This window comes from Dactylosporangium fulvum (assembly GCF_025137375.1).
GTDB classification, from domain to species: Bacteria; Actinomycetota; Actinomycetes; order Mycobacteriales; family Micromonosporaceae; genus Dactylosporangium; species Dactylosporangium fulvum.
Window position 1 is genome coordinate 3,698,595 of the sequence record NZ_CP073720.1, and the last position, 16,162, is coordinate 3,714,756.

Consider the following 16,162-nt stretch of genomic DNA (forward strand, 5'->3'; position numbering starts at 1 on the left):
GTGGTGGCCGCGCCGGGCAGAGTCAGGGGCAGGGGGAGTGTCACGCCGCCTCCCCGTACATCGGGGCACCGAACGCGAGCCCGTCGCCGCCCTCGAGCGTCTTGATCCGGGCCTCGACGATCGCGGCGTCGTGCTCCAGCCACATCGCGTACTCGTCGTGCTCGGCGTCGCCGACGGCACGCGCCTCTTCGGCGTCGAGCCGCAGGTCGTTGAGCTTCTGGCACTGCACGGTGATCGGGTCGATCGGCATCAGGCACCGCCGATCATGCGGTAGTGGTCGCGCCACAGATCCGCCTGATATTCGGCCTCGGCGGCCTCCATGTCGGCCTCGAACTGCTCACGGGTGCAGTCGTCGGCGTCACAAGGCCACGGATCGACGACCCGGCCGCGGGGAAAGTCGGCGTTCGGGTCGGGTTCGACGATCCGATGCCCGTGGGCGCACCACGTTCCCCATTGGTCCGCAGGAACCCCGTTGATGGTTCGGTTATCGCTGGGCGGCAGGGCCGCCGTGCTGGACACGGCGGCCACCACCTTCTCGTTCGCGCCGGTCACGCCGGCTCCCCGGCATCGGCCGAACCGAGCATCAACAGGCCCTGGTTCGCCAGCGCCGTCTTCATCCGGTCCTTCGCCTCAGCGTTCGGCTTCACCGTCAGATACGGGTCACCCTGCCGCATCACCACACCCGGGATGACCTCCCCGGTGTCCTTGTCGACCGGGTCGCCGAGCCGCGTCGCACGGCCCAGCAGCAGCTCACGGAACGACGGCCGCACCGCCATCACCATCTGCTCCGGGTAGCGGGCCGCCACCCAAGCCGTGAACGCCTCCTCGTCGACGATCCCCGCCGACCGACGGCCCGGCGCGCACACCACCGTGCCGTAGTCGACATCCCCGTCGCCCTGGACCCGGACCCGCTCGACCCCAGACTCGGTCATCTGCTGGCCGAGGGCTGCCCGAGCAGCCGCCCCCTCCTCCTTCGCGGCGTCGCCGAGCACCTTGCTCGCCATCGCCACCCGTGCCAGATCCCGCAGGTTCACGCCGCAGCCTCCGCCGTCTGCTCCGCCTTCTGGTCGGCCTGCCACGCGATAACCCGGGCGATCTCGGCATCCGTCAGGTCGCTACTGCTGGTGATCGCCCGGCCGACGACCGCCGACGTCCGCTGCAACCGCTCGTCCCGCTTCGCGTCGCCACCCAGCCCGAGTTCGGACCACTGGGCGTGCATCCGCGCCATGGACCGCTTCCGGGCCGCCTCGTCGATCTGCACCGGCGGCGCCGACGTCGGGTTGTCACCGCCGAGCTCACCCTTGCGCGTCTTCACGTGCGCGTTGAGCTGGTCCGCCTCGGCCTGCGTGACCTCACCCGCGGACAGCGCCGGCTGGACCTGCTCCCACGTCGCCTTCAGCGCGTCGAGATCCTTCGCCGTGGTGATCGCGCCCAGCAGCTCGACAGCTTTCGGCGACGGCTTCACCACCGCAGGACGCTGCGCCCGGCCCGAACGGGCGGGCTGCGTCTCCGGCTCGGCCTGCGGCTGATCGGGCTCCTCCGAACCGGGCTTCACCTCGACCAGGTCGCGGGGCTGCGCCTGCGCCGGGTTGCACTTCAACACGTCGAAGATGAGCCGCTCCAGCGTCAGCCCCTTCGCGCCGCGTGGCGCATCTGTACCCGGGCGGATGCCGGCGTGCACCGACCGGGCGCCGATGATCGTCGGCGGTTCGGTGCGGGACATCCGCAGCCACACCGTCGCGTCGAACGCCAGGTTCTTCTGACCCTCGACCTTGTACTCCTTCGACCCCTCGATCGGCCGGCCGTTCGAGTCGAGCGCCGCGACCTCCTTGCCGCGGGCAGTCACGATGACGATGCCCGGGAACGTCATCAGGATCGTCATCAGCTTCCGGTGCCGACCGTTCGCCTCGTTCCACAGGTCCATGGAGATCTGCGGGTCCTTGTCGGCGTCGAGTCGCCTGTTGTACTTCTTGGCCTTCTCCTCGGCGCGCTGCCTGGCACGGTTCGAGATCCAGTCCTTCAGCAGATCCCATTCGGCGGTCATCGAGTCGATGACGAGGACGACGGGCTTGTCGCCGACCTTCGCGGCCTGCGCGGCGACGTCGCGGACCTCGACGACGGCACCGAAGATGCTGGCCCAGGTGCCGTCGTGTTCGACGATCTCGTAGCGGGCTCCGGGGATGGCGCCGTATTCGTCGGCGGCGCCTTCGCCGAGGTCGATCCAGAAGGTGCGGCCGACCCGGTCGGACGCGGACAGTGCCGCGGCGGACCACGACTTGCCGGACTTCTCGGAGCCTTCGACGAGGATGAGCGGCCATGGGACGAGGCCGGTCGGCTTACGGGTCTTCAGGGGCATGTGGTTCCTTCTTCCTCCGGTGGGCGACGGGTCTGCCGGTAGTCCGGACGCGGCCGGCGTTGCGGTGTGTGCCGTCGACATGCGGTTGGGTTGGTTCAGCCACGCCAGGCGGGCGCGGTGGTCTTGCGGCGGCGGACGGCTTTGACGACCCACTGGTCGCCGAGCACGTGGCGCAGGTTGTCGCGGTACTCGACCGCTTCGCGGCGGGGTCGGGCATGCCATGACCGGGCCTCGCCGGTCTGCCGGTGCCGCGCGACGACGATGTGCGTGTTGCGGCGGGCCTGGTCGGCGAGCATCCGCAGGTCGGCGGCGTAGTCGCGGCCGGGGAATGTCAGGACGGTCATCGGGCACCTCCCGTGACCCGTTCGGACGGCCGCGTCAACTGCCTGTCCAGGGCGAGCCAGCCGATCGGCCGCCGGTGGGCACCGACACCGACCGTGCGTCGGGCGCGGATCTCGCGCTCCTGGCGGCGGGTCGCCCGGCCGGCCGCGCGATGGCTGGCCTTGTACTGGTCGAGGTCGAGCCAGCGACGGCCGTGCGACCGCACGTTGTTGTCGACCGCCGGACGGACCGACGCGACCCCGACAGCAGGCCGGGCCGACACCCGCAGCGGCGCCGACGAGAAAGGCCGGAACCCGCGCCGCATCGCGACGAACACACCCGCCGACGCCAGGATGACCAGCGGCGACGCCACGATCAATGTCGTCATCGGGCACCCGCCGTGGTCCGGCCGACACGGTGACGGCTGCGGTAGCGCGGGCGGAGCAGCCCCGTGCCGTGGCCGACCGCCCGGGCCGGGACCGGCGACGGCATCTCCCGGGTGTCGTCAGCGCCGGGCAGGCTCGAGTCGCCCCGCGCCCACGCCACGAACGGCGACAGCGCTTCCGTGTCCCGCGACGACCACACCGGCCGCTCACCGGACCCGTCGTCGTCGCCGGGCCGGGCCTGCTCGAGACTCAAATGCTGGGGGAGGACCCGGAACGCGATCAGCGTCAGCATCCCGGTCACGACCCCGGCGGCGACGGCGGCGAGCGGCGTCGAACCCGGCCACAGTGCGACCGCGGACCCGATGCCCCAGCCGACACCGCAGCCCATCACGCGCGGCAGCAGATCCCGGGTCACAGGTCACCCCGCCAGCGGGTCGCGGCGTCGACGGTCAGGACGTCGTTGGCTCGGCGGATTGCCTGGTTCTCCAGCGCCGCGGCGTCGATCTCGGCGCTCCACCGATCGATGTCCCGGCCCGCGGCGTCGAGCTTGCGCCACACCCACGACAGCCCAGCCGCGGCCAGACCGCCCACGGCGGCGGCGGGCAGGACCAGCAGGGTGTTCGGCCGGGCGCCGAGATGCACGGCCTCGGCAAGCAGCGCCACGCCGACCACCAGGCCGACGGCAGCGCACACAACACGACGCAGCATCAGCGCCTCCAGATGAGCAGTTCGAAGAGTGTCGACGCGCCGATCAGGACGACGACGAAAAGGACGGCGTAGATGACGAGGTGGACGACGGCAGCAACCGCGTACCGGGCGGCACCGACCAGCACAGCGATGAGGGCGGCGGCGACGCGGTCCCAGCTGTAGTCGCCGCGGCGGGCCGGCTTGGTGTGGCGCTGCCGGAAACGGACCGCCCACGGCGACAGGTCAACAGTCGTGGCGTCAGCGAGAGAGGTCACGCGGCCACCCGCTTCCGCAGGTCACACAGGTGCGCGTACCCGCCCAGCACGATCAGCGCGTCGTGGACGGCATCACCGGTCCTCCACGCTTCCCCACCTGGGCCGGCCGGGCGGCGAAGCCGTTGCAGGGCGTGGGTGATCCGAACCGCCATGAAGGCGTCGGCGTCGCCCCGGCGGTGCACCAGGTCGACGAGCTCGGTCTCCGACCGGTCCCGGACCGGCGACGGGTCCGCGCAGTGCTTCTCCAACTCGCCGAGGAGCAGGTCGGCGAGCATCGACAGGCTGACGGTGCTCACGCGTCCTCACCGTCCCTGCGCGGCCGGACCAGCGGCTCAACATCCCGGTCCGGGACCCGGCGCATCTCCTCGACACGCAGCTTCGCGTCCTCGGCCCGGCACACCGACAGGAACACGTCGGCCAGGTACGACATCACCTCGGAGGCGAGCACCTGCACTTCGCAGTCGGCGTTGCCGCGGCCGTCGACCGTGATGAACAGCCAGTCGTGGCCGCCGTCCTCCTGGACGCGGGTCGTCAGGTTCCCGAACGGCGACACCCACTCCTCGCCGACGATCAGCGCGGTCGTCAGGCCGTCGGCCAGGACTTCGATGGGCTGGAACTTCCCGGTCGTGATCTCCACGACGGCGGGTCGGGCAATGTTGTGGATGAAGTAGGCGACCTCGCCGGCAGGAACACGGCGGCCGGCCTGGTTGACGATGGCCGGGATACGGGCCACGGTGTTCACGCGGCTGCCTCCAGCTCGGCGAGCGCGTTGACAGCGGCGTCGGCGGCGAGGGTCAGCGCGGTCGCGGTGCGGCGCTCGTCGTCGGTGGTGGCGGCAGTCTTCTCGGCGTCTGCGGCGGCCCGGAGCCGGTGGGCGAATGCCTGCGAGGCGGCCGGGTTGTCCGCCCAGTTGCGGCGGACGAACTCGGCGGCGGACTTGATGCTGGCGCGGGTCAGGGGGCTCACAGCGTCACCGCCAGCCCGGCCACATCCACCGGCAGCTCGTCGAGGGCGTCACCGTGCCCGGCGAACACGACGCGGTTCATGTGCCCGCCGAGCGTCTGCGCCGAGGTCGCCCAGCGCAGCGCCAGGCCGAACACCTCGGCCTCGGCGCCGGACGCCAGCACGAACGGGTCGCCCGGGTTGGTGCCGCGCGGCACCGCGAACCCGAGCCACTGGCCGTTGATCTCGCGGACCTTCACCGACCAGCGGCCCGACGGCAGGTTGATCGCCTGGACGAGGTCGCCGGAGCGGTGCACGTAGTGCTCGTTGATGCGAAGGCCGGGGCGGGCCAGGACGGCGGTCACGCTGCCCACCTCGGCTCGCCGGGCGTGTTGGTGCAGCGACGGTGACTTGACGCCGGGCAGCGGCGGTAGTGCTCGGCACGGCCGAACGCGGTGTCGCGCCAGCCGGAGTTGTAGCGACGGAGGGTGTCTTCCTCCGTGTGGACGTCGGTGTCGGTGGCGGTCGATACGATGTTGCCGATATGCTGCTGTGCGGGCATCTCCAACCCCTTTCGTAGCTGTGGGGATGCAGTACGGGCCTCGGCGGGTCAGAGCGCCGGGGTCCGTTTTCGTTTCAGGCGGCCTTGCTGATCCGGCGGCGGCGCGGGCGAAGCGCGCGGCGCTCGTTCTCGCGGGCCACGTCGTCGTCGACGGCCGTATCCACGGTGACGAGACGAAGGCGGCGGGCGGCTTCGACCTGCTCGGAGGTCAGGCAGTACCAGCGGCCGTTCTTGGTGTAGGCGATCTTCCGCTGCTGGCACATGCGGCGCAGCCACCAGAGGTTGATGCCGGTCCGCTCGGCAACCTCGGCCAGGGTCTCCAGTCCGTCGCCGACCTTAGTGGGACGATCCATGACCTTGAACACTCCGTTCAGACTAGCGGATGAGAGCTGATGTGAGCTGATAAAAGCGTGCATGATGTCACGTGAGTCTGTCAAGCGTCATGTGACATCACCACCAGGATGGACCGCTAGTTTCTTGTGCGTCATGACGGCTCATTGATGTACGTAAGACTCACGCGTGCTACACAAGGCACATGGCAAACCGAGGGCGCGGCCCGTCCTATCCCTTCTGGGCACGCATCCAGCGCGAAATCAGCGAACAGGGCATCACCCTGCGCGAGCTTGTCAAGCGATCCGAGGTGACCCACACCGTCATCGGCAGCTTGGCGCACAGCGGCATCCGCGACCGCGCCGCCAGGCAGCGCAACGTCATCGCGCTCGCCAAAGCGCTCGGCATCCCCAAATCCGAAGCCCTGCAGCTCGCCGGCCTCGCCCCGGTCAAACCCGACCCCCGCGTCGACGCACGCGAAGCGATCAGGCTCGACCCCGAACTTGACGACGAGCAGAAAGACGCCCTATTCCGGCTCCTCGACGTCTTCGCCAGAGATCGCAAACAGCACCAAGCGAACGAGCAAACAGGCTGACAGGCGCGGTCAACCCACTCGACGGGTGACAAATCAGCTCGGCGACGTACCACTTGTGCGGCCGTGATGAATCATGTCAACCATGGAGATCAAGCACCGTACCCCCGCGGGCCGGTACCTCCGCCGCCTCGCCCGGGCCGCCCCCGCCATCGCCGGCTGGACCACGGCCGTCGCCACCACCACGACAGCCGCACTCGGCCTCACTCCGGTCGTCGTCGCCGACTTCGCTGTCGGAGCCGCGGTCGCCGCCACCGTCTTCTACGCCCGGCGAGCTACCGAGGCCACCACTCAGGCGGCGTTCATGGCCGGCGTCATGCATGAGCGCGCCACCGGCGACAGCTACCAGCTGCCCGACCCGTTACGCCTCGTCTCGGGCAACGACACCCCCGTCAGCCTGCCCGCCCAACGCCGCCGCCCCCGGCCCAACCGGCGTCGCTGACGCCAGGACACCCTCCGAAACCTCCGCCAGCGACTGGCGCACCTCCGGCAGGATCCCTGCATACACCTTCTCGGTCACCTCCGTCGACCCATGGCCGAGCGCCTCCGAGATCGCCACCAGCGGCCGACCGGCGGCGATCTGCCACGCCGTCCACGAATGACGCAGGTCGTGCGGCGTCAACGCCGGAACGGTCAACAGCCCTGGACACCCGCATGTGGAGATGTCGGTCGGGCGCAGCACTCGGGCCGGACCCCGCTTCGACCGCGGTGGCGGCGCCGGTGGATGCTGCGGGCACCGTCGAAGTTCGGCGACGGCCCGATCCCAATGCTGAGTCCGGAACGTGTTGATCCAGATCCTGCCGCCGCGCGGGCCTGTGAACACCAGTTCGTCGGGCCGGCGTCCCTCCGTCAGGCGGCGGAGCATGTCAGTCAGTAGTGGTCCGACGAACGCGCGCCGCTTCCGGCGCCCCTTGGTGATCCCGATGAACCAGGTCTTGTCCTCGTCCTGCTTCCATGCCCGGCGGATGTGCACGAACGGCTCGGGTTCCTCGAGACGCAGGTCGCGTATCTGCAGTGCCGTCGCCTCGGACCAGCGTGATCCGGTGCCGGCCAAGTAGTCGACGAGCGGGCCGTACGTGTCGTTGAACCCGGCGCGGAGCCGGTGGAACTCTGTACGGTCGAGGTAGACGTGTCCGTCGCTGTCGTCCTCGTCGACGTCGGTGTCGGCGCGGACGCCGACGGTCCAGTCGGTGTCGTCGACCGGGTTACGTTCGATGAACCCCTCGGAGAGGGCGAAGCCGAACATCGACTTCATGACGATGAAGTACCGGTCGACGGTGGCGTTCGCCCGACCGTCCGACAGGCCCTTCAGGATTTTGGCGATGTGGGAGCCGCGGACGAGATCGACGGTGAGTGGCCGCAGGGCGGGCAGGATGATCCGGTCGAGCTTGCTGCGGTAGTCGCGGCGTTGGCGGCCGCCGAGCCGGTTGCGGGACTCCAGCCAGAGTGTGGCGAGTTCGTCGACGGTCGGGGTGGACCTGCGGGTCTGACCTTCGTCGTCGACCTCGACCTTGAGCCCGAAGATGCGTTCAACCTCGATCGCCGTGATCTTGTTGTTACGGGCGTTGACGAGATCGAGGATGCGCAGCGCCAGCTTCTCCGCGCTGCTGTCGACGGTGATGCGCTGCTTGCCCTTGCGGCCCTGGTTGCGCCAGTACACCGACCACGAACCGCTGGCGCGTTGTTCGATGCTCGCCATCGCGACTCCCTACGGGTGTGCCCCCACGATGGGGCACAATCTACCAGCCGGGAGCGGTTGTGAGCGGATGAAAGCGTACGAGAGCTTTTCAACACTTGCGAGTTTGCGCTGATTGTGTAGCAATCACCCGTTTTGGTCGGTGACGGCGGGTCATCGCCCGAAGAACGGCACGTATTCGTAGTCCATGCACCCGATAGTGCTACGACCCTATCCGCTGCACCAGCCCCTCCGCCGACCCCGCGACCGCGACGGTGCCGGTCGGCGGGTCCACCGAGACGGCGACCGGGAGGCGGACCGACGGGTGGCGGCCCACCTCACGCGGTGTGCCGCCGGAGAGGTCGTAGCCCACGACCTCGTTGCGCTGCGTGACCGCGACCCACAGGGTGCGGCGCGTGGGGTCGTACGCGGCGCCGAACGGGGAGCCGGCAACCGGGTGGCGCTGCCGCAGGATGAGCGGGCCGGTCTCGAACACCAGCAGTTCGCCGTCGCGGGCGTCGACGACCACGAACCGGCCGGTGCCGTCGGCGGTCACGGTGACCGCGCCGTCGCCGGCCCGGATCGCCTCCTGCTTGGCGCCGTTCGCGGCGTCGAACACGGTCAGTGACGACTGGGAGGCGTCCACGACCGCGACCCGGGTGTCGTCGGCGGCCACCGCGGTGGGGCGGCCGCCCGCGTCGATCGTCCGGGTGACGGCGCCGGTGGCGGAGAGGATGATCACGTCACCCCGGTCGGGGAGGGCCACGGCCGTCCAGTCACCCTTCGGGGGGACGGCGAGGGCCGACCCCGCGGCGGGGAGGGTCCAGCGGGCGAGCCCCGGCCAGGCTCCGCCGGAAAGCCCTGTGGAGGAAGGACCCGAAGCGGAGGCGCCCGGGGCGGACGAGGCCGGGGCGGACGAGGCCGGGGCGGACGGGGCCGGAACAGAGCCGGCCGGAGAAGACGAGGCCGGGGACGGCGCGCCGGTCGAGGGTGAGGAGGCGCCGGCCAGCGGTGGCAGGTTCAGCACCGTCGCGCCGGCCAGTGCCCGGAAACCGCCGCCCGGCAGGGCCACCACCGCCCGGGCCGGCTGGTCGACGGGGATGCGGGCGAGCTCGGCGCCACGCTCGTCCAGTACGACCACCGCTGTGTCAAGGGCGACGGCCGTGCGGCTCCCGCCCACCTCGACCGCGACGGACGCCGGTGCTCCGGTGGTCCTGGTCACCGTCCCGGCGGGGGAGGCGGTGAGCGAGGGTGCCCAGGTGGGCGTCGGGACCGTGGCGTCACGGTTTCCTGACGGAGCGTCAGCGGTGCACGCGGTCAGTCCGGCGGACAACAGGGCGGCGACGAGCAGCAAACCAGACCGGGTCATGATCAGCCAATTATGTCTGGCGCTCCGGATAGCCCGACGGCGGCGCCGACACGTCGTCGAGCGCGGCCCGGATCTCCCGGGGCAGGACGATCTCCTCGGTCTGCAGCGCGCCGAGCAGCTGCCCGACCGTGCGGGCGCCCAGGACCGGCGCGACGACACCGGGACGGTCGCGGACCCAGGCCAGGGCGACCTCGAGCGGCGACACGCCGAGCCCGCCGGCGGCGGTGGCCACCGCCTCGACGATGCCGGCGCAGCGGTCGTCGAGGTACGGGGCGACGAACCGCTCGAAGTGCGGCGACGCGGCCCGCGAGTCGGCGGGGACCCCGGTGCGGTACTTCCCGGTCAGCACCCCGCGGCCCAGCGGCGACCACGGCAGCAGCCCGATCCCGAGGGCCGAGCACGCCGGGACGACCTCACGCTCGATGCCGCGCTCGAGCAGGGAGTACTCCACCTGGGTCGAGACCAGCGGCGCGCGGCCCGGCCACGCCGCCTGCCAGGTGGCGGCGCGCGCGGTCTGCCAGCCGGAGAAGTTCGACACACCGACGTAGCGGGCCCGGCCGCTGCTCACCGCCAGGTCCATGGCGCTGAGTGTCTCCTCGAGCGGCGTGTCGGGGTCGTAGCCGTGGACCTGCCACAGGTCGACGTAGTCGGTGCCGAGCCGCTGCAGGGACGTGTCGAGCGCGCGCAGCAGGTGGCCCCGGGAGCCGTCGCGGCGGCGGGCCATGCCGGGGCGCAGGCCGGCCTTCGTGGCGATGACCAGCTCGTCACGCGGTACCAGCCGGCCGACCAGGGCGCCGATCACCGACTCCGCCTCGCCGTCGGCGTAGACGTCGGCGGTGTCCAGCAGCGTCCCGCCGGCGTCGCGGAACGTCTTGAGCTGGGCGGCCGCATCGTCGGCGTCGGTGTCGCGCCCCCAGGTCATGGTGCCGAGGGCCAGCCGGGATACCGCCAGCCCGCTACGGCCGAGCGGTCGCTGTTGCATGCATGGAACGATACGGCCGGATGGCGCCTTCGTACGGTAGGCGTGCCCCGGGCTACCCTGGTGCCGCCCGTGCAGGGTGGCACGGAGGACCCTGGGAGGCGGATGTGCGGCTCGCGTTGAACCTCGGATACCTGTCGTCGTGGAACGATCCCGTGAGCCACCTGGCAATCGCACAGGAGGCCGAGCGGCTCGGTTACTCCTGCGTGTGGGTCGCGGAGGCCTACGGATCCGACGCCCCGTCGATGCTCGCGTGGATCGCCGGGCAGACCGAGCGGATCGAGCTCGGCTCGGCCGTGTTCCAGATTCCGGCCCGCACCCCGGCGATGACGGCGATGACCGCCGCCACGATCGACAAGCTGTCCGGCGGGCGCTTCCGGCTCGGCCTCGGCGTGTCGGGCCCGCAGGTCTCGGAGGGCTGGCACGGTGTGCGCTTCGGCAAGCCGCTGGCGCGCACCCGCGAGTACATCGACATCGTCAACCTGGCGCTGACCCGCAAGGTCGTGCAGTACGACGGCCAGCACTACCGCCTGCCGCTGCCCGACGGTCCCGGCAAGGCCCTCAAGCTCATCCTGCACCCGGTCCGCGACCACGTGCCGGTCTACCTTGCCGCGGTCGGGCCGAAGAACCTCGAGCTGGCGGGCGAGGTGGCGGACGGCTGGCTGGCGATCTTCTTCTCGCCCGAGTTCGCGCACGAGTCGATGGCCTCGATCGCGGCCGGGCGCGAGAAGGCCGGCAAGACCCTCGAAGGGTTCGAGGTCGCCGCGGGGGTGCCGGTGGTGTTCGGCGACGACGTGACCATGTGCGCCGAGCTGGTCCGCCACTACGCCGCGCTCTACATCGGCGGCATGGGCAGCCGCGAGCAGAACTTCTACAACGCCCTCGCCACCCGGATGGGGTACGGCGACGCGGCCCGCGAGGTCCAGGACCTCTACCTCGCCAAGCGGCACCGCGACGCGGCCGCCGCCGTGCCGTTGGAGTTCATCGACCGCACCTCCCTGCTCGGCCCGGTCGAGCGGGTGGCCGAGCGTCTGCAGGCCTACAAGGAGGCCGGCGCGACCGAGATCTCGACCCTGATCTTCGGCGACGCCGACCACAGCATCCAGACGCTGCGCCAGTTGGCCACCGCGTGGGAGAAGGCGGGCCTGTAGGGGTGACGACCGTACTGCTGCTGCGTCACGGCCGGACCAGCACCAACGCCACCGGGGTGCTGGCCGGCCACCAGCCGGTCGGCCTCGACGAGGTCGGCCGCGCCCAGGCACAGGCCGTCGGCGAGCGCCTCTCGGCCGCGAAGCTGCCGTTGAAGGCCGTCGTGTCCAGCCCGCTGCCGCGCTGCCTCGAGACGCTGTCGCTGGCGCTGCCCTCCTGGGAGGGTGTGCAGGTCGACGACGGCATCATCGAGTGCCGCTACGGCGACTGGACCGGCCGCCGGCTCCAGGAACTCGCCAAGGAGCCGCTGTGGGCGACCGTCCAGGCGCATCCGTCGGCGGCCCGGTTCCCCGGCGAGGACGCCGAGTCGATGGCGGAGATGTCCGCCCGCGCCGTCGGCACGATCCGCGACTGGGACGCCCGCATCTCCGCCGAGCACGGCCCCGAGGCGGTGTGGCTGGCGTGCAGCCACGGCGACATCATCAAGGCGGTTGTCGCCGACGCTCTCGGCATGCACCTGGACCTGTTCCAGCGCATCGCGGTCGAGCCGGCATCGGTGACGGTGATCCGCTACACCCCGCTGCGCTCGTTCGTGCTGCGGCTCAACGACACCGGCGGTGATCTGTCCGGGTTCCAGCCCCCTCCGCCGTCGGAGGAGGCTCCGTCGTCGGATGCCGCCGTTGGTGGCGGTTCGGGCGGTTCCGTGTGATCTTGGTGCCCATGTGGGGCGGTTGCCCGCCGGGGCGGATAGAGTTTCGGACATGAGCCACCAGGTGTACGCGTTCGAGCCGCCGGAGCGGTTCGTTGCCGGGACCGTGGGTGCGCCGGGGGAGCGGACCTTCTTCTTGCAGGCGCGTGGAGGGGGCCGCCTGGTCAGCGTCGCCCTGGAAAAGGTGCAGGTGTCGCTGCTCGCGGAGAAGCTCGAGGAGCTCCTCCTGGAGGCGCAGCGCCGCTTCGGCGTCGACCTTCCCGTCGAGCCGCCCGCCGAGGTGGCCGACAACGACCCGCTCGACACGCCGCTGGACGAGGAGTTCCGGGTCGGCACGCTCGGCCTCGCGTTCGACGTCGACACCGCGACCGTGGTCATCGAGGCCATCGCGGTCGGCGAGGACGAGGCCGAGGAACCCGAGGAAGAGGATGAGGACGAGATCATCGCGGCCGACCGGGACCGGCTGCGGGTCCGGCTGACGCCGCAGGCGACCCGCGCCTTCATCGAGCGGGCCAAGCGGGTCGTCGCCTCCGGCCGGCCGCCGTGCCCGCTGTGCGGCCAGCCGCTTGACGCGCGCGGGCACCTCTGCCCCCGCCACAACGGCTACCGCCGGTAGCCGCTCGTGCCGTCGCCGCCCGCGGACGAGGCCCTGGAGCTGCTGCACCACGGCGCCATGGAGATCGAGGGGCGGCTCATGGACGCCTCCAACGCCACCCTGCGCGCCGTCATCACACTCGGCGACACCGTCGCCCGGTGCGTCTACAAGCCGGTCAGCGGCGAGCGCCCGCTGTGGGACTTCCCCGACGGCACGCTCGCCGGCCGGGAGTACTGCGCGTGGCTGCTGTCCGAGGCCACCGGCTGGCAGATCGTGCCGCCGACGGTCCTGCGCGACGGCCCGCTCGGGCCCGGCATGGTCCAGCTGTGGATCGACGACGAGTTCCAGAGCGACGAGGCCATGCTGGGCTTCGTGCCGGCGAACAAGGTGCCGGCGACGTGGCGGCGCATCGTGTCCGCGCGCGACGAGCGGGGCCGGCCGTTTGTGCTCGCCCACGCCGACGATCCGCGGCTGGCCCGGCTGGCGGTCTTCGACGCGGTCGCCAACAACGCCGACCGCAAGGGCGGCCACGTCATCGACACCGTCGACGGCCGCGTCCTCGGCGTCGACCACGGCATCTGCTTCCACACCGAGGACAAGCTGCGCACGGTCCTGTGGGGCTGGGCCGGCGAGCCGCTGCCGGACGAGGCGGTCGAGGTCCTCGAGAAGGTCCGCGCGCAGTATCAGGCCGGCCTGGCCGAGTCCCTGTCGGCGCACCTGACCCCGGCAGAGGTGGCGATGGTGTCGGTACGGGTGGGTGCGCTGCTCCGGTCGCGCACGTTCCCGGAGCCGGACGAGGACCGCCACGCCATCCCCTGGCCTCCCGTCTGACCCACCGCGCTCTCTCCGCGCTCCCTCCCCGCCTCGGTCTTGCGCTTGTGGTGCCCGGATGCGCCGGATCTGCCCGGGTTTGTCGTCACCACCACCGCATGATCAACGCGGTGGGGAGGGCGGGCATCATCACATGCCTGGTGGAGGCCACTCGCCTATAGGCTGTTGGTCATGGAGTCCTGGACGGCACCGGCGGTGCCCACGCTGCCCCGCACCGGCACCGGTCGGGCACCCCTCGCGCTCTTCGACTCGGCCCGCCGGGAGATCGCCCCGACGGAGATCGACGGCCGGCCCGCCACCATGTACGTCTGCGGCATCACCCCGTACGACGCCACCCACCTGGGGCACGCCGCCACCATGATCGCTTTCGACCTCGCCAACCGGGTCTGGCGTGACGCCGGCCTCGAGGTCGACTACGTGCAGAACGTCACCGACATCGACGACCCGCTGCTGGAGCGCGCCGCCCGCGACGGCGAGGACTGGGTGGTGCTCGCCATGCGCGAGACGGCCCTGTTCCGCGAGGACATGGAGGCGCTGCGGATCGTCCCGCCGAAGCGCTACGTCGGCGCCGTCGAGTCCATCCCGCAGATCGCCCGCAAGGTCTCCGCGCTGATCGCCTCCGGCCACGCGTACACCCTCGAGGACGGCACCGGCGACGTGTACTTCTCCATCGCGACCGCGCCGCGCTTCGGCACGGAGTCGAACCTGTCCCGCACCGAGATGCTGCGCGTGGCCGCCGAGCGCGGCGGCGACCCGCAGCGCGCCGGCAAGCGCGACCCGCTCGACCCGCTGCTGTGGCGCGGCCTGCGCGAGGGCGAGCCGGCCTGGGACGGCGGCGACCTCGGCCCCGGCCGTCCCGGCTGGCACATCGAGTGCGCGGTGATCGCCCAGAGCCTGCTCGGCGACCAGATCGACGTCCAGGGCGGCGGCAACGACCTGCTGTTCCCGCACCACGAGTGTTCGGCGGCCCACGCCGAGGCGCTCAGCGGCAAGGCACCGTTCGCGAGCCACTACGTCCACGCGGGCATGATCGGCCTCTACGGCGACAAGATGTCGAAGAGCCAGGGCAACCTGGTCTTCGTGTCGCGGCTGCGCGGCGACGGCGTGGACCCGATGGCGGTGCGGCTCGCGCTGCTGGCCGACCACTACCGCAACGACCGGCAGTGGACCGACGACGTGCTCAAGACCGGCCAGCAGCGGCTGTCCCGCTGGCGGGAGGCGGCCCGGTCGGGCATCGGCCCGTCGGGCGTGGAACTGCTCGCCGCGGTCCGCGAGCGGCTCGCCGACGACCTCGACTCGCCCGGCGCCCTGGCCGCCGTGGACGACTGGGTCGACGCGACCCTCGCCGACGCCGGCGACGACCGCGAGGCCCCGGCGCTGATGACCGCGCTGGTCGACGCGCTGCTGGGGGTCAAACTCTAGAAGGCTTCGGCGCTGGCCACAGGTCGGACGGTGGCCAGCGCCGACCAGCACCCACCGGTCAGCCCGCCGGGGCGGTCTCCAGCAGCGCCGCCAGCAGGCGGGCCGGTGCCGGCGGGTCCGGGGGAGCACCGTAGAGGGCCGCGCTCACGTGCCGCGCGCCGCCGGGCAGCGGCACGGCTCGTACCGCTGCGGAATGATGCGCACGAAGCGCCAGGTCCGGCAGGATCGTCACGCCCAGGCCGGCCGCGACCAAGGACTGCACGGCGACGTAGTCGTCGGTGGTGAACGCGATCTGCGGCGTGAACCCGGCCGCCGTGCACCGCTCCACGAGGCTCTGCCGGCACCGCTCGCAGCCGGCGATCCACCGCGCCCGCGCGAACGACGCCAGGTCCCGCGCGGCGTCCGGCAGCGTCACCAGGTGCAGCGGCTCGGCGAACAGCGGCACCAGCCGCACGCCGTCGGGGGAGCCGGCGGGTGGCGGGCCGTAGTCGAACACCACCGCGAGGTCGACGTCGCCGGACCGCAGCAGTTCGAGGGCCTCCGGCGGCTCGGCCTCGACCAGTGTCAGCGCCACCGCCGGGTGCGACGCCGCGAACCGGGCCGCGGCGAGCGGCACGAACGAGCCCAGCGCCGACGGGAACGCCGCCAGCCGCACCCGGCCGGCCCGCAGCCCGCTGTGCTCGGCCAGCTCGGCCTCGGCGGCGTCGAGCCGGCCGATGATCTCCTCCGCCCGCTCGGCCAGCAGCCGCCCGGCCGCCGTCAACCGGATCCCGCGCCCGACCCGCTGCACGAGCTGCGCGCCGGTCTCGGCCTCCAGCCGGGCCAGGTGGTGGCTGACCGACGGCTGCGCATAGTGCAGCGCCGTCGCGGCGGCGGTCACCGAGCCGTGCCGGGCGACCGCGAGGAGCACCCGCAGGCGGGTCACGTCGAGCATCCATCAACCGTACCTATGGGTTCCACACAGAACCGGCATTGGACCTAT

General features: G+C 71.7%; 26 protein-coding genes. 7 read left to right on the top strand and 19 right to left on the bottom strand.

Translation table 11 applies throughout. The annotated features are described in order from the left end of the window. Positions 1–40 precede the first annotated feature (40 nt). The 15 genes from Dfulv_RS17465 to Dfulv_RS17535 form a co-directional block, all read right to left on the bottom strand. The gene (locus Dfulv_RS17465; RefSeq protein WP_259864356.1) at positions 41–250 is read right to left on the bottom strand and encodes a hypothetical protein; all 210 of its coding nucleotides are present in this window, start codon (positions 248–250) and stop codon (positions 41–43) included. After that, positions 250–552 (bottom strand): hypothetical protein, encoded by a 303-nt coding sequence (locus Dfulv_RS17470; RefSeq protein WP_259864357.1) that lies wholly within the window; start codon positions 550–552, stop codon positions 250–252. The genes Dfulv_RS17465 and Dfulv_RS17470 overlap by 1 nt, the downstream gene beginning before the upstream one ends. After that, a complete protein-coding gene (locus Dfulv_RS17475) occupies positions 549–1,034 on the bottom strand; it encodes a hypothetical protein (RefSeq protein WP_259864359.1) in 486 nt (161 codons plus the stop codon). The genes Dfulv_RS17470 and Dfulv_RS17475 overlap by 4 nt, the downstream gene beginning before the upstream one ends. Next, the gene (locus Dfulv_RS17480; RefSeq protein ID WP_259864362.1) at positions 1,031–2,356 is read right to left on the bottom strand and encodes an ATP-binding protein; all 1,326 of its coding nucleotides are present in this window, start codon (positions 2,354–2,356) and stop codon (positions 1,031–1,033) included. Before Dfulv_RS17480 ends, Dfulv_RS17475 begins: the two co-directional genes overlap by 4 nt. A 95-nt stretch (positions 2,357–2,451) precedes the next feature. Next, the gene (locus Dfulv_RS17485; RefSeq protein ID WP_259864363.1) at positions 2,452–2,700 is read right to left on the bottom strand and encodes a hypothetical protein; all 249 of its coding nucleotides are present in this window, start codon (positions 2,698–2,700) and stop codon (positions 2,452–2,454) included. Beyond that, positions 2,697–3,065, bottom strand: coding sequence for a hypothetical protein (locus Dfulv_RS17490; RefSeq protein ID WP_259864364.1), 369 nt, complete (start codon positions 3,063–3,065; stop codon positions 2,697–2,699). The genes Dfulv_RS17485 and Dfulv_RS17490 overlap by 4 nt, the downstream gene beginning before the upstream one ends. Continuing rightward, positions 3,062–3,478, bottom strand: coding sequence for a hypothetical protein (locus tag Dfulv_RS17495; RefSeq protein WP_259864366.1), 417 nt, complete (start codon positions 3,476–3,478; stop codon positions 3,062–3,064). Before Dfulv_RS17495 ends, Dfulv_RS17490 begins: the two co-directional genes overlap by 4 nt. Then, positions 3,475–3,771: a hypothetical protein gene (locus Dfulv_RS17500; protein WP_259864368.1), complete on the bottom strand. Its 297-nt coding sequence runs from the start codon at positions 3,769–3,771 to the stop codon at positions 3,475–3,477. The genes Dfulv_RS17495 and Dfulv_RS17500 overlap by 4 nt, the downstream gene beginning before the upstream one ends. Then, the gene (locus tag Dfulv_RS17505; RefSeq protein WP_259864370.1) at positions 3,771–4,025 is read right to left on the bottom strand and encodes a hypothetical protein; all 255 of its coding nucleotides are present in this window, start codon (positions 4,023–4,025) and stop codon (positions 3,771–3,773) included. The genes Dfulv_RS17500 and Dfulv_RS17505 overlap by 1 nt, the downstream gene beginning before the upstream one ends. Further along, complete coding sequence (locus tag Dfulv_RS17510) at positions 4,022–4,321, bottom strand: hypothetical protein (protein WP_259864373.1); 300 nt, start codon at positions 4,319–4,321, stop codon at positions 4,022–4,024. Before Dfulv_RS17510 ends, Dfulv_RS17505 begins: the two co-directional genes overlap by 4 nt. Then, on the bottom strand, positions 4,318–4,767 hold the full coding sequence (locus Dfulv_RS17515; protein WP_259864376.1) for a hypothetical protein: 450 nt from the start codon (positions 4,765–4,767) through the stop codon (positions 4,318–4,320). The genes Dfulv_RS17510 and Dfulv_RS17515 overlap by 4 nt, the downstream gene beginning before the upstream one ends. Continuing rightward, a complete protein-coding gene (locus tag Dfulv_RS17520) occupies positions 4,764–4,991 on the bottom strand; it encodes a hypothetical protein (protein WP_259864377.1) in 228 nt (75 codons plus the stop codon). Before Dfulv_RS17520 ends, Dfulv_RS17515 begins: the two co-directional genes overlap by 4 nt. Beyond that, positions 4,988–5,332: a hypothetical protein gene (locus Dfulv_RS17525; protein ID WP_259864378.1), complete on the bottom strand. Its 345-nt coding sequence runs from the start codon at positions 5,330–5,332 to the stop codon at positions 4,988–4,990. The genes Dfulv_RS17520 and Dfulv_RS17525 overlap by 4 nt, the downstream gene beginning before the upstream one ends. After that, positions 5,329–5,529 (bottom strand): hypothetical protein, encoded by a 201-nt coding sequence (locus Dfulv_RS17530; RefSeq protein ID WP_259864380.1) that lies wholly within the window; start codon positions 5,527–5,529, stop codon positions 5,329–5,331. The genes Dfulv_RS17525 and Dfulv_RS17530 overlap by 4 nt, the downstream gene beginning before the upstream one ends. Positions 5,530–5,603: 74 nt before the next feature. Beyond that, positions 5,604–5,882, bottom strand: coding sequence for a hypothetical protein (locus Dfulv_RS17535; RefSeq protein ID WP_259864381.1), 279 nt, complete (start codon positions 5,880–5,882; stop codon positions 5,604–5,606). Positions 5,883–6,064: 182 nt separating this feature from the next. On the opposite strand from Dfulv_RS17535, the gene Dfulv_RS17540 reads away from it, so the two are divergent. Together Dfulv_RS17540 and Dfulv_RS17545 are read left to right on the top strand one after the other, a co-directional pair. Further along, positions 6,065–6,454, top strand: coding sequence for a hypothetical protein (locus tag Dfulv_RS17540; RefSeq protein ID WP_259864383.1), 390 nt, complete (start codon positions 6,065–6,067; stop codon positions 6,452–6,454). 82 nt (positions 6,455–6,536) lie between these two features. Next, positions 6,537–6,893 (top strand): hypothetical protein, encoded by a 357-nt coding sequence (locus Dfulv_RS17545; RefSeq protein WP_259864385.1) that lies wholly within the window; start codon positions 6,537–6,539, stop codon positions 6,891–6,893. On the opposite strand, the gene Dfulv_RS17550 is transcribed toward Dfulv_RS17545, so the two are convergent. The 3 genes from Dfulv_RS17550 to Dfulv_RS17560 all read right to left on the bottom strand — a co-directional run bounded on the left by Dfulv_RS17550 (position 6,813) and on the right by Dfulv_RS17560 (position 10,477). Next, the gene (locus tag Dfulv_RS17550) at positions 6,813–8,150 is read right to left on the bottom strand and encodes a tyrosine-type recombinase/integrase (RefSeq protein WP_259864387.1); all 1,338 of its coding nucleotides are present in this window, start codon (positions 8,148–8,150) and stop codon (positions 6,813–6,815) included. The genes Dfulv_RS17545 and Dfulv_RS17550 overlap by 81 nt on opposite strands. Before the next feature lie 199 nt (positions 8,151–8,349). Further along, on the bottom strand, positions 8,350–9,495 hold the full coding sequence (locus Dfulv_RS17555) for a YncE family protein (RefSeq protein ID WP_259864390.1): 1,146 nt from the start codon (positions 9,493–9,495) through the stop codon (positions 8,350–8,352). Between the two features lie 10 nt (positions 9,496–9,505). Continuing rightward, the gene (locus Dfulv_RS17560; RefSeq protein ID WP_259864391.1) at positions 9,506–10,477 is read right to left on the bottom strand and encodes an aldo/keto reductase; all 972 of its coding nucleotides are present in this window, start codon (positions 10,475–10,477) and stop codon (positions 9,506–9,508) included. A 104-nt stretch (positions 10,478–10,581) separates the two neighbouring features. Here Dfulv_RS17560 and Dfulv_RS17565 point away from each other — a divergent pair, with 104 nt between their 5' ends. From Dfulv_RS17565 to mshC, 5 genes are all read left to right on the top strand, one after another. After that, on the top strand, positions 10,582–11,625 hold the full coding sequence (locus tag Dfulv_RS17565; protein WP_259864393.1) for an LLM class F420-dependent oxidoreductase: 1,044 nt from the start codon (positions 10,582–10,584) through the stop codon (positions 11,623–11,625). Between the two features lie 2 nt (positions 11,626–11,627). Continuing rightward, positions 11,628–12,332 (top strand): histidine phosphatase family protein, encoded by a 705-nt coding sequence (locus Dfulv_RS17570; protein WP_259864395.1) that lies wholly within the window; start codon positions 11,628–11,630, stop codon positions 12,330–12,332. A gap of 52 nt (positions 12,333–12,384) precedes the next feature. After that, positions 12,385–12,948, top strand: a complete 564-nt coding sequence (locus Dfulv_RS17575) for a DUF3090 domain-containing protein (RefSeq protein ID WP_259864397.1) — start codon at positions 12,385–12,387, stop codon at positions 12,946–12,948. Between the two features lie 57 nt (positions 12,949–13,005). Continuing rightward, on the top strand, positions 13,006–13,758 hold the full coding sequence (locus tag Dfulv_RS17580) for an SCO1664 family protein (RefSeq protein ID WP_259867710.1): 753 nt from the start codon (positions 13,006–13,008) through the stop codon (positions 13,756–13,758). Positions 13,759–13,929: 171 nt separating this feature from the next. Beyond that, positions 13,930–15,180: a cysteine--1-D-myo-inosityl 2-amino-2-deoxy-alpha-D-glucopyranoside ligase gene (gene mshC / locus Dfulv_RS17585; RefSeq protein ID WP_259864399.1), complete on the top strand. Its 1,251-nt coding sequence runs from the start codon at positions 13,930–13,932 to the stop codon at positions 15,178–15,180. 58 nt (positions 15,181–15,238) lie between these two features. Here the strand turns inward: mshC and Dfulv_RS17590 are convergent, their stop codons facing one another. After that, the gene (locus Dfulv_RS17590; RefSeq protein ID WP_259864404.1) at positions 15,239–16,114 is read right to left on the bottom strand and encodes a LysR family transcriptional regulator; all 876 of its coding nucleotides are present in this window, start codon (positions 16,112–16,114) and stop codon (positions 15,239–15,241) included. Positions 16,115–16,162: the final 48 nt, after the last annotated feature.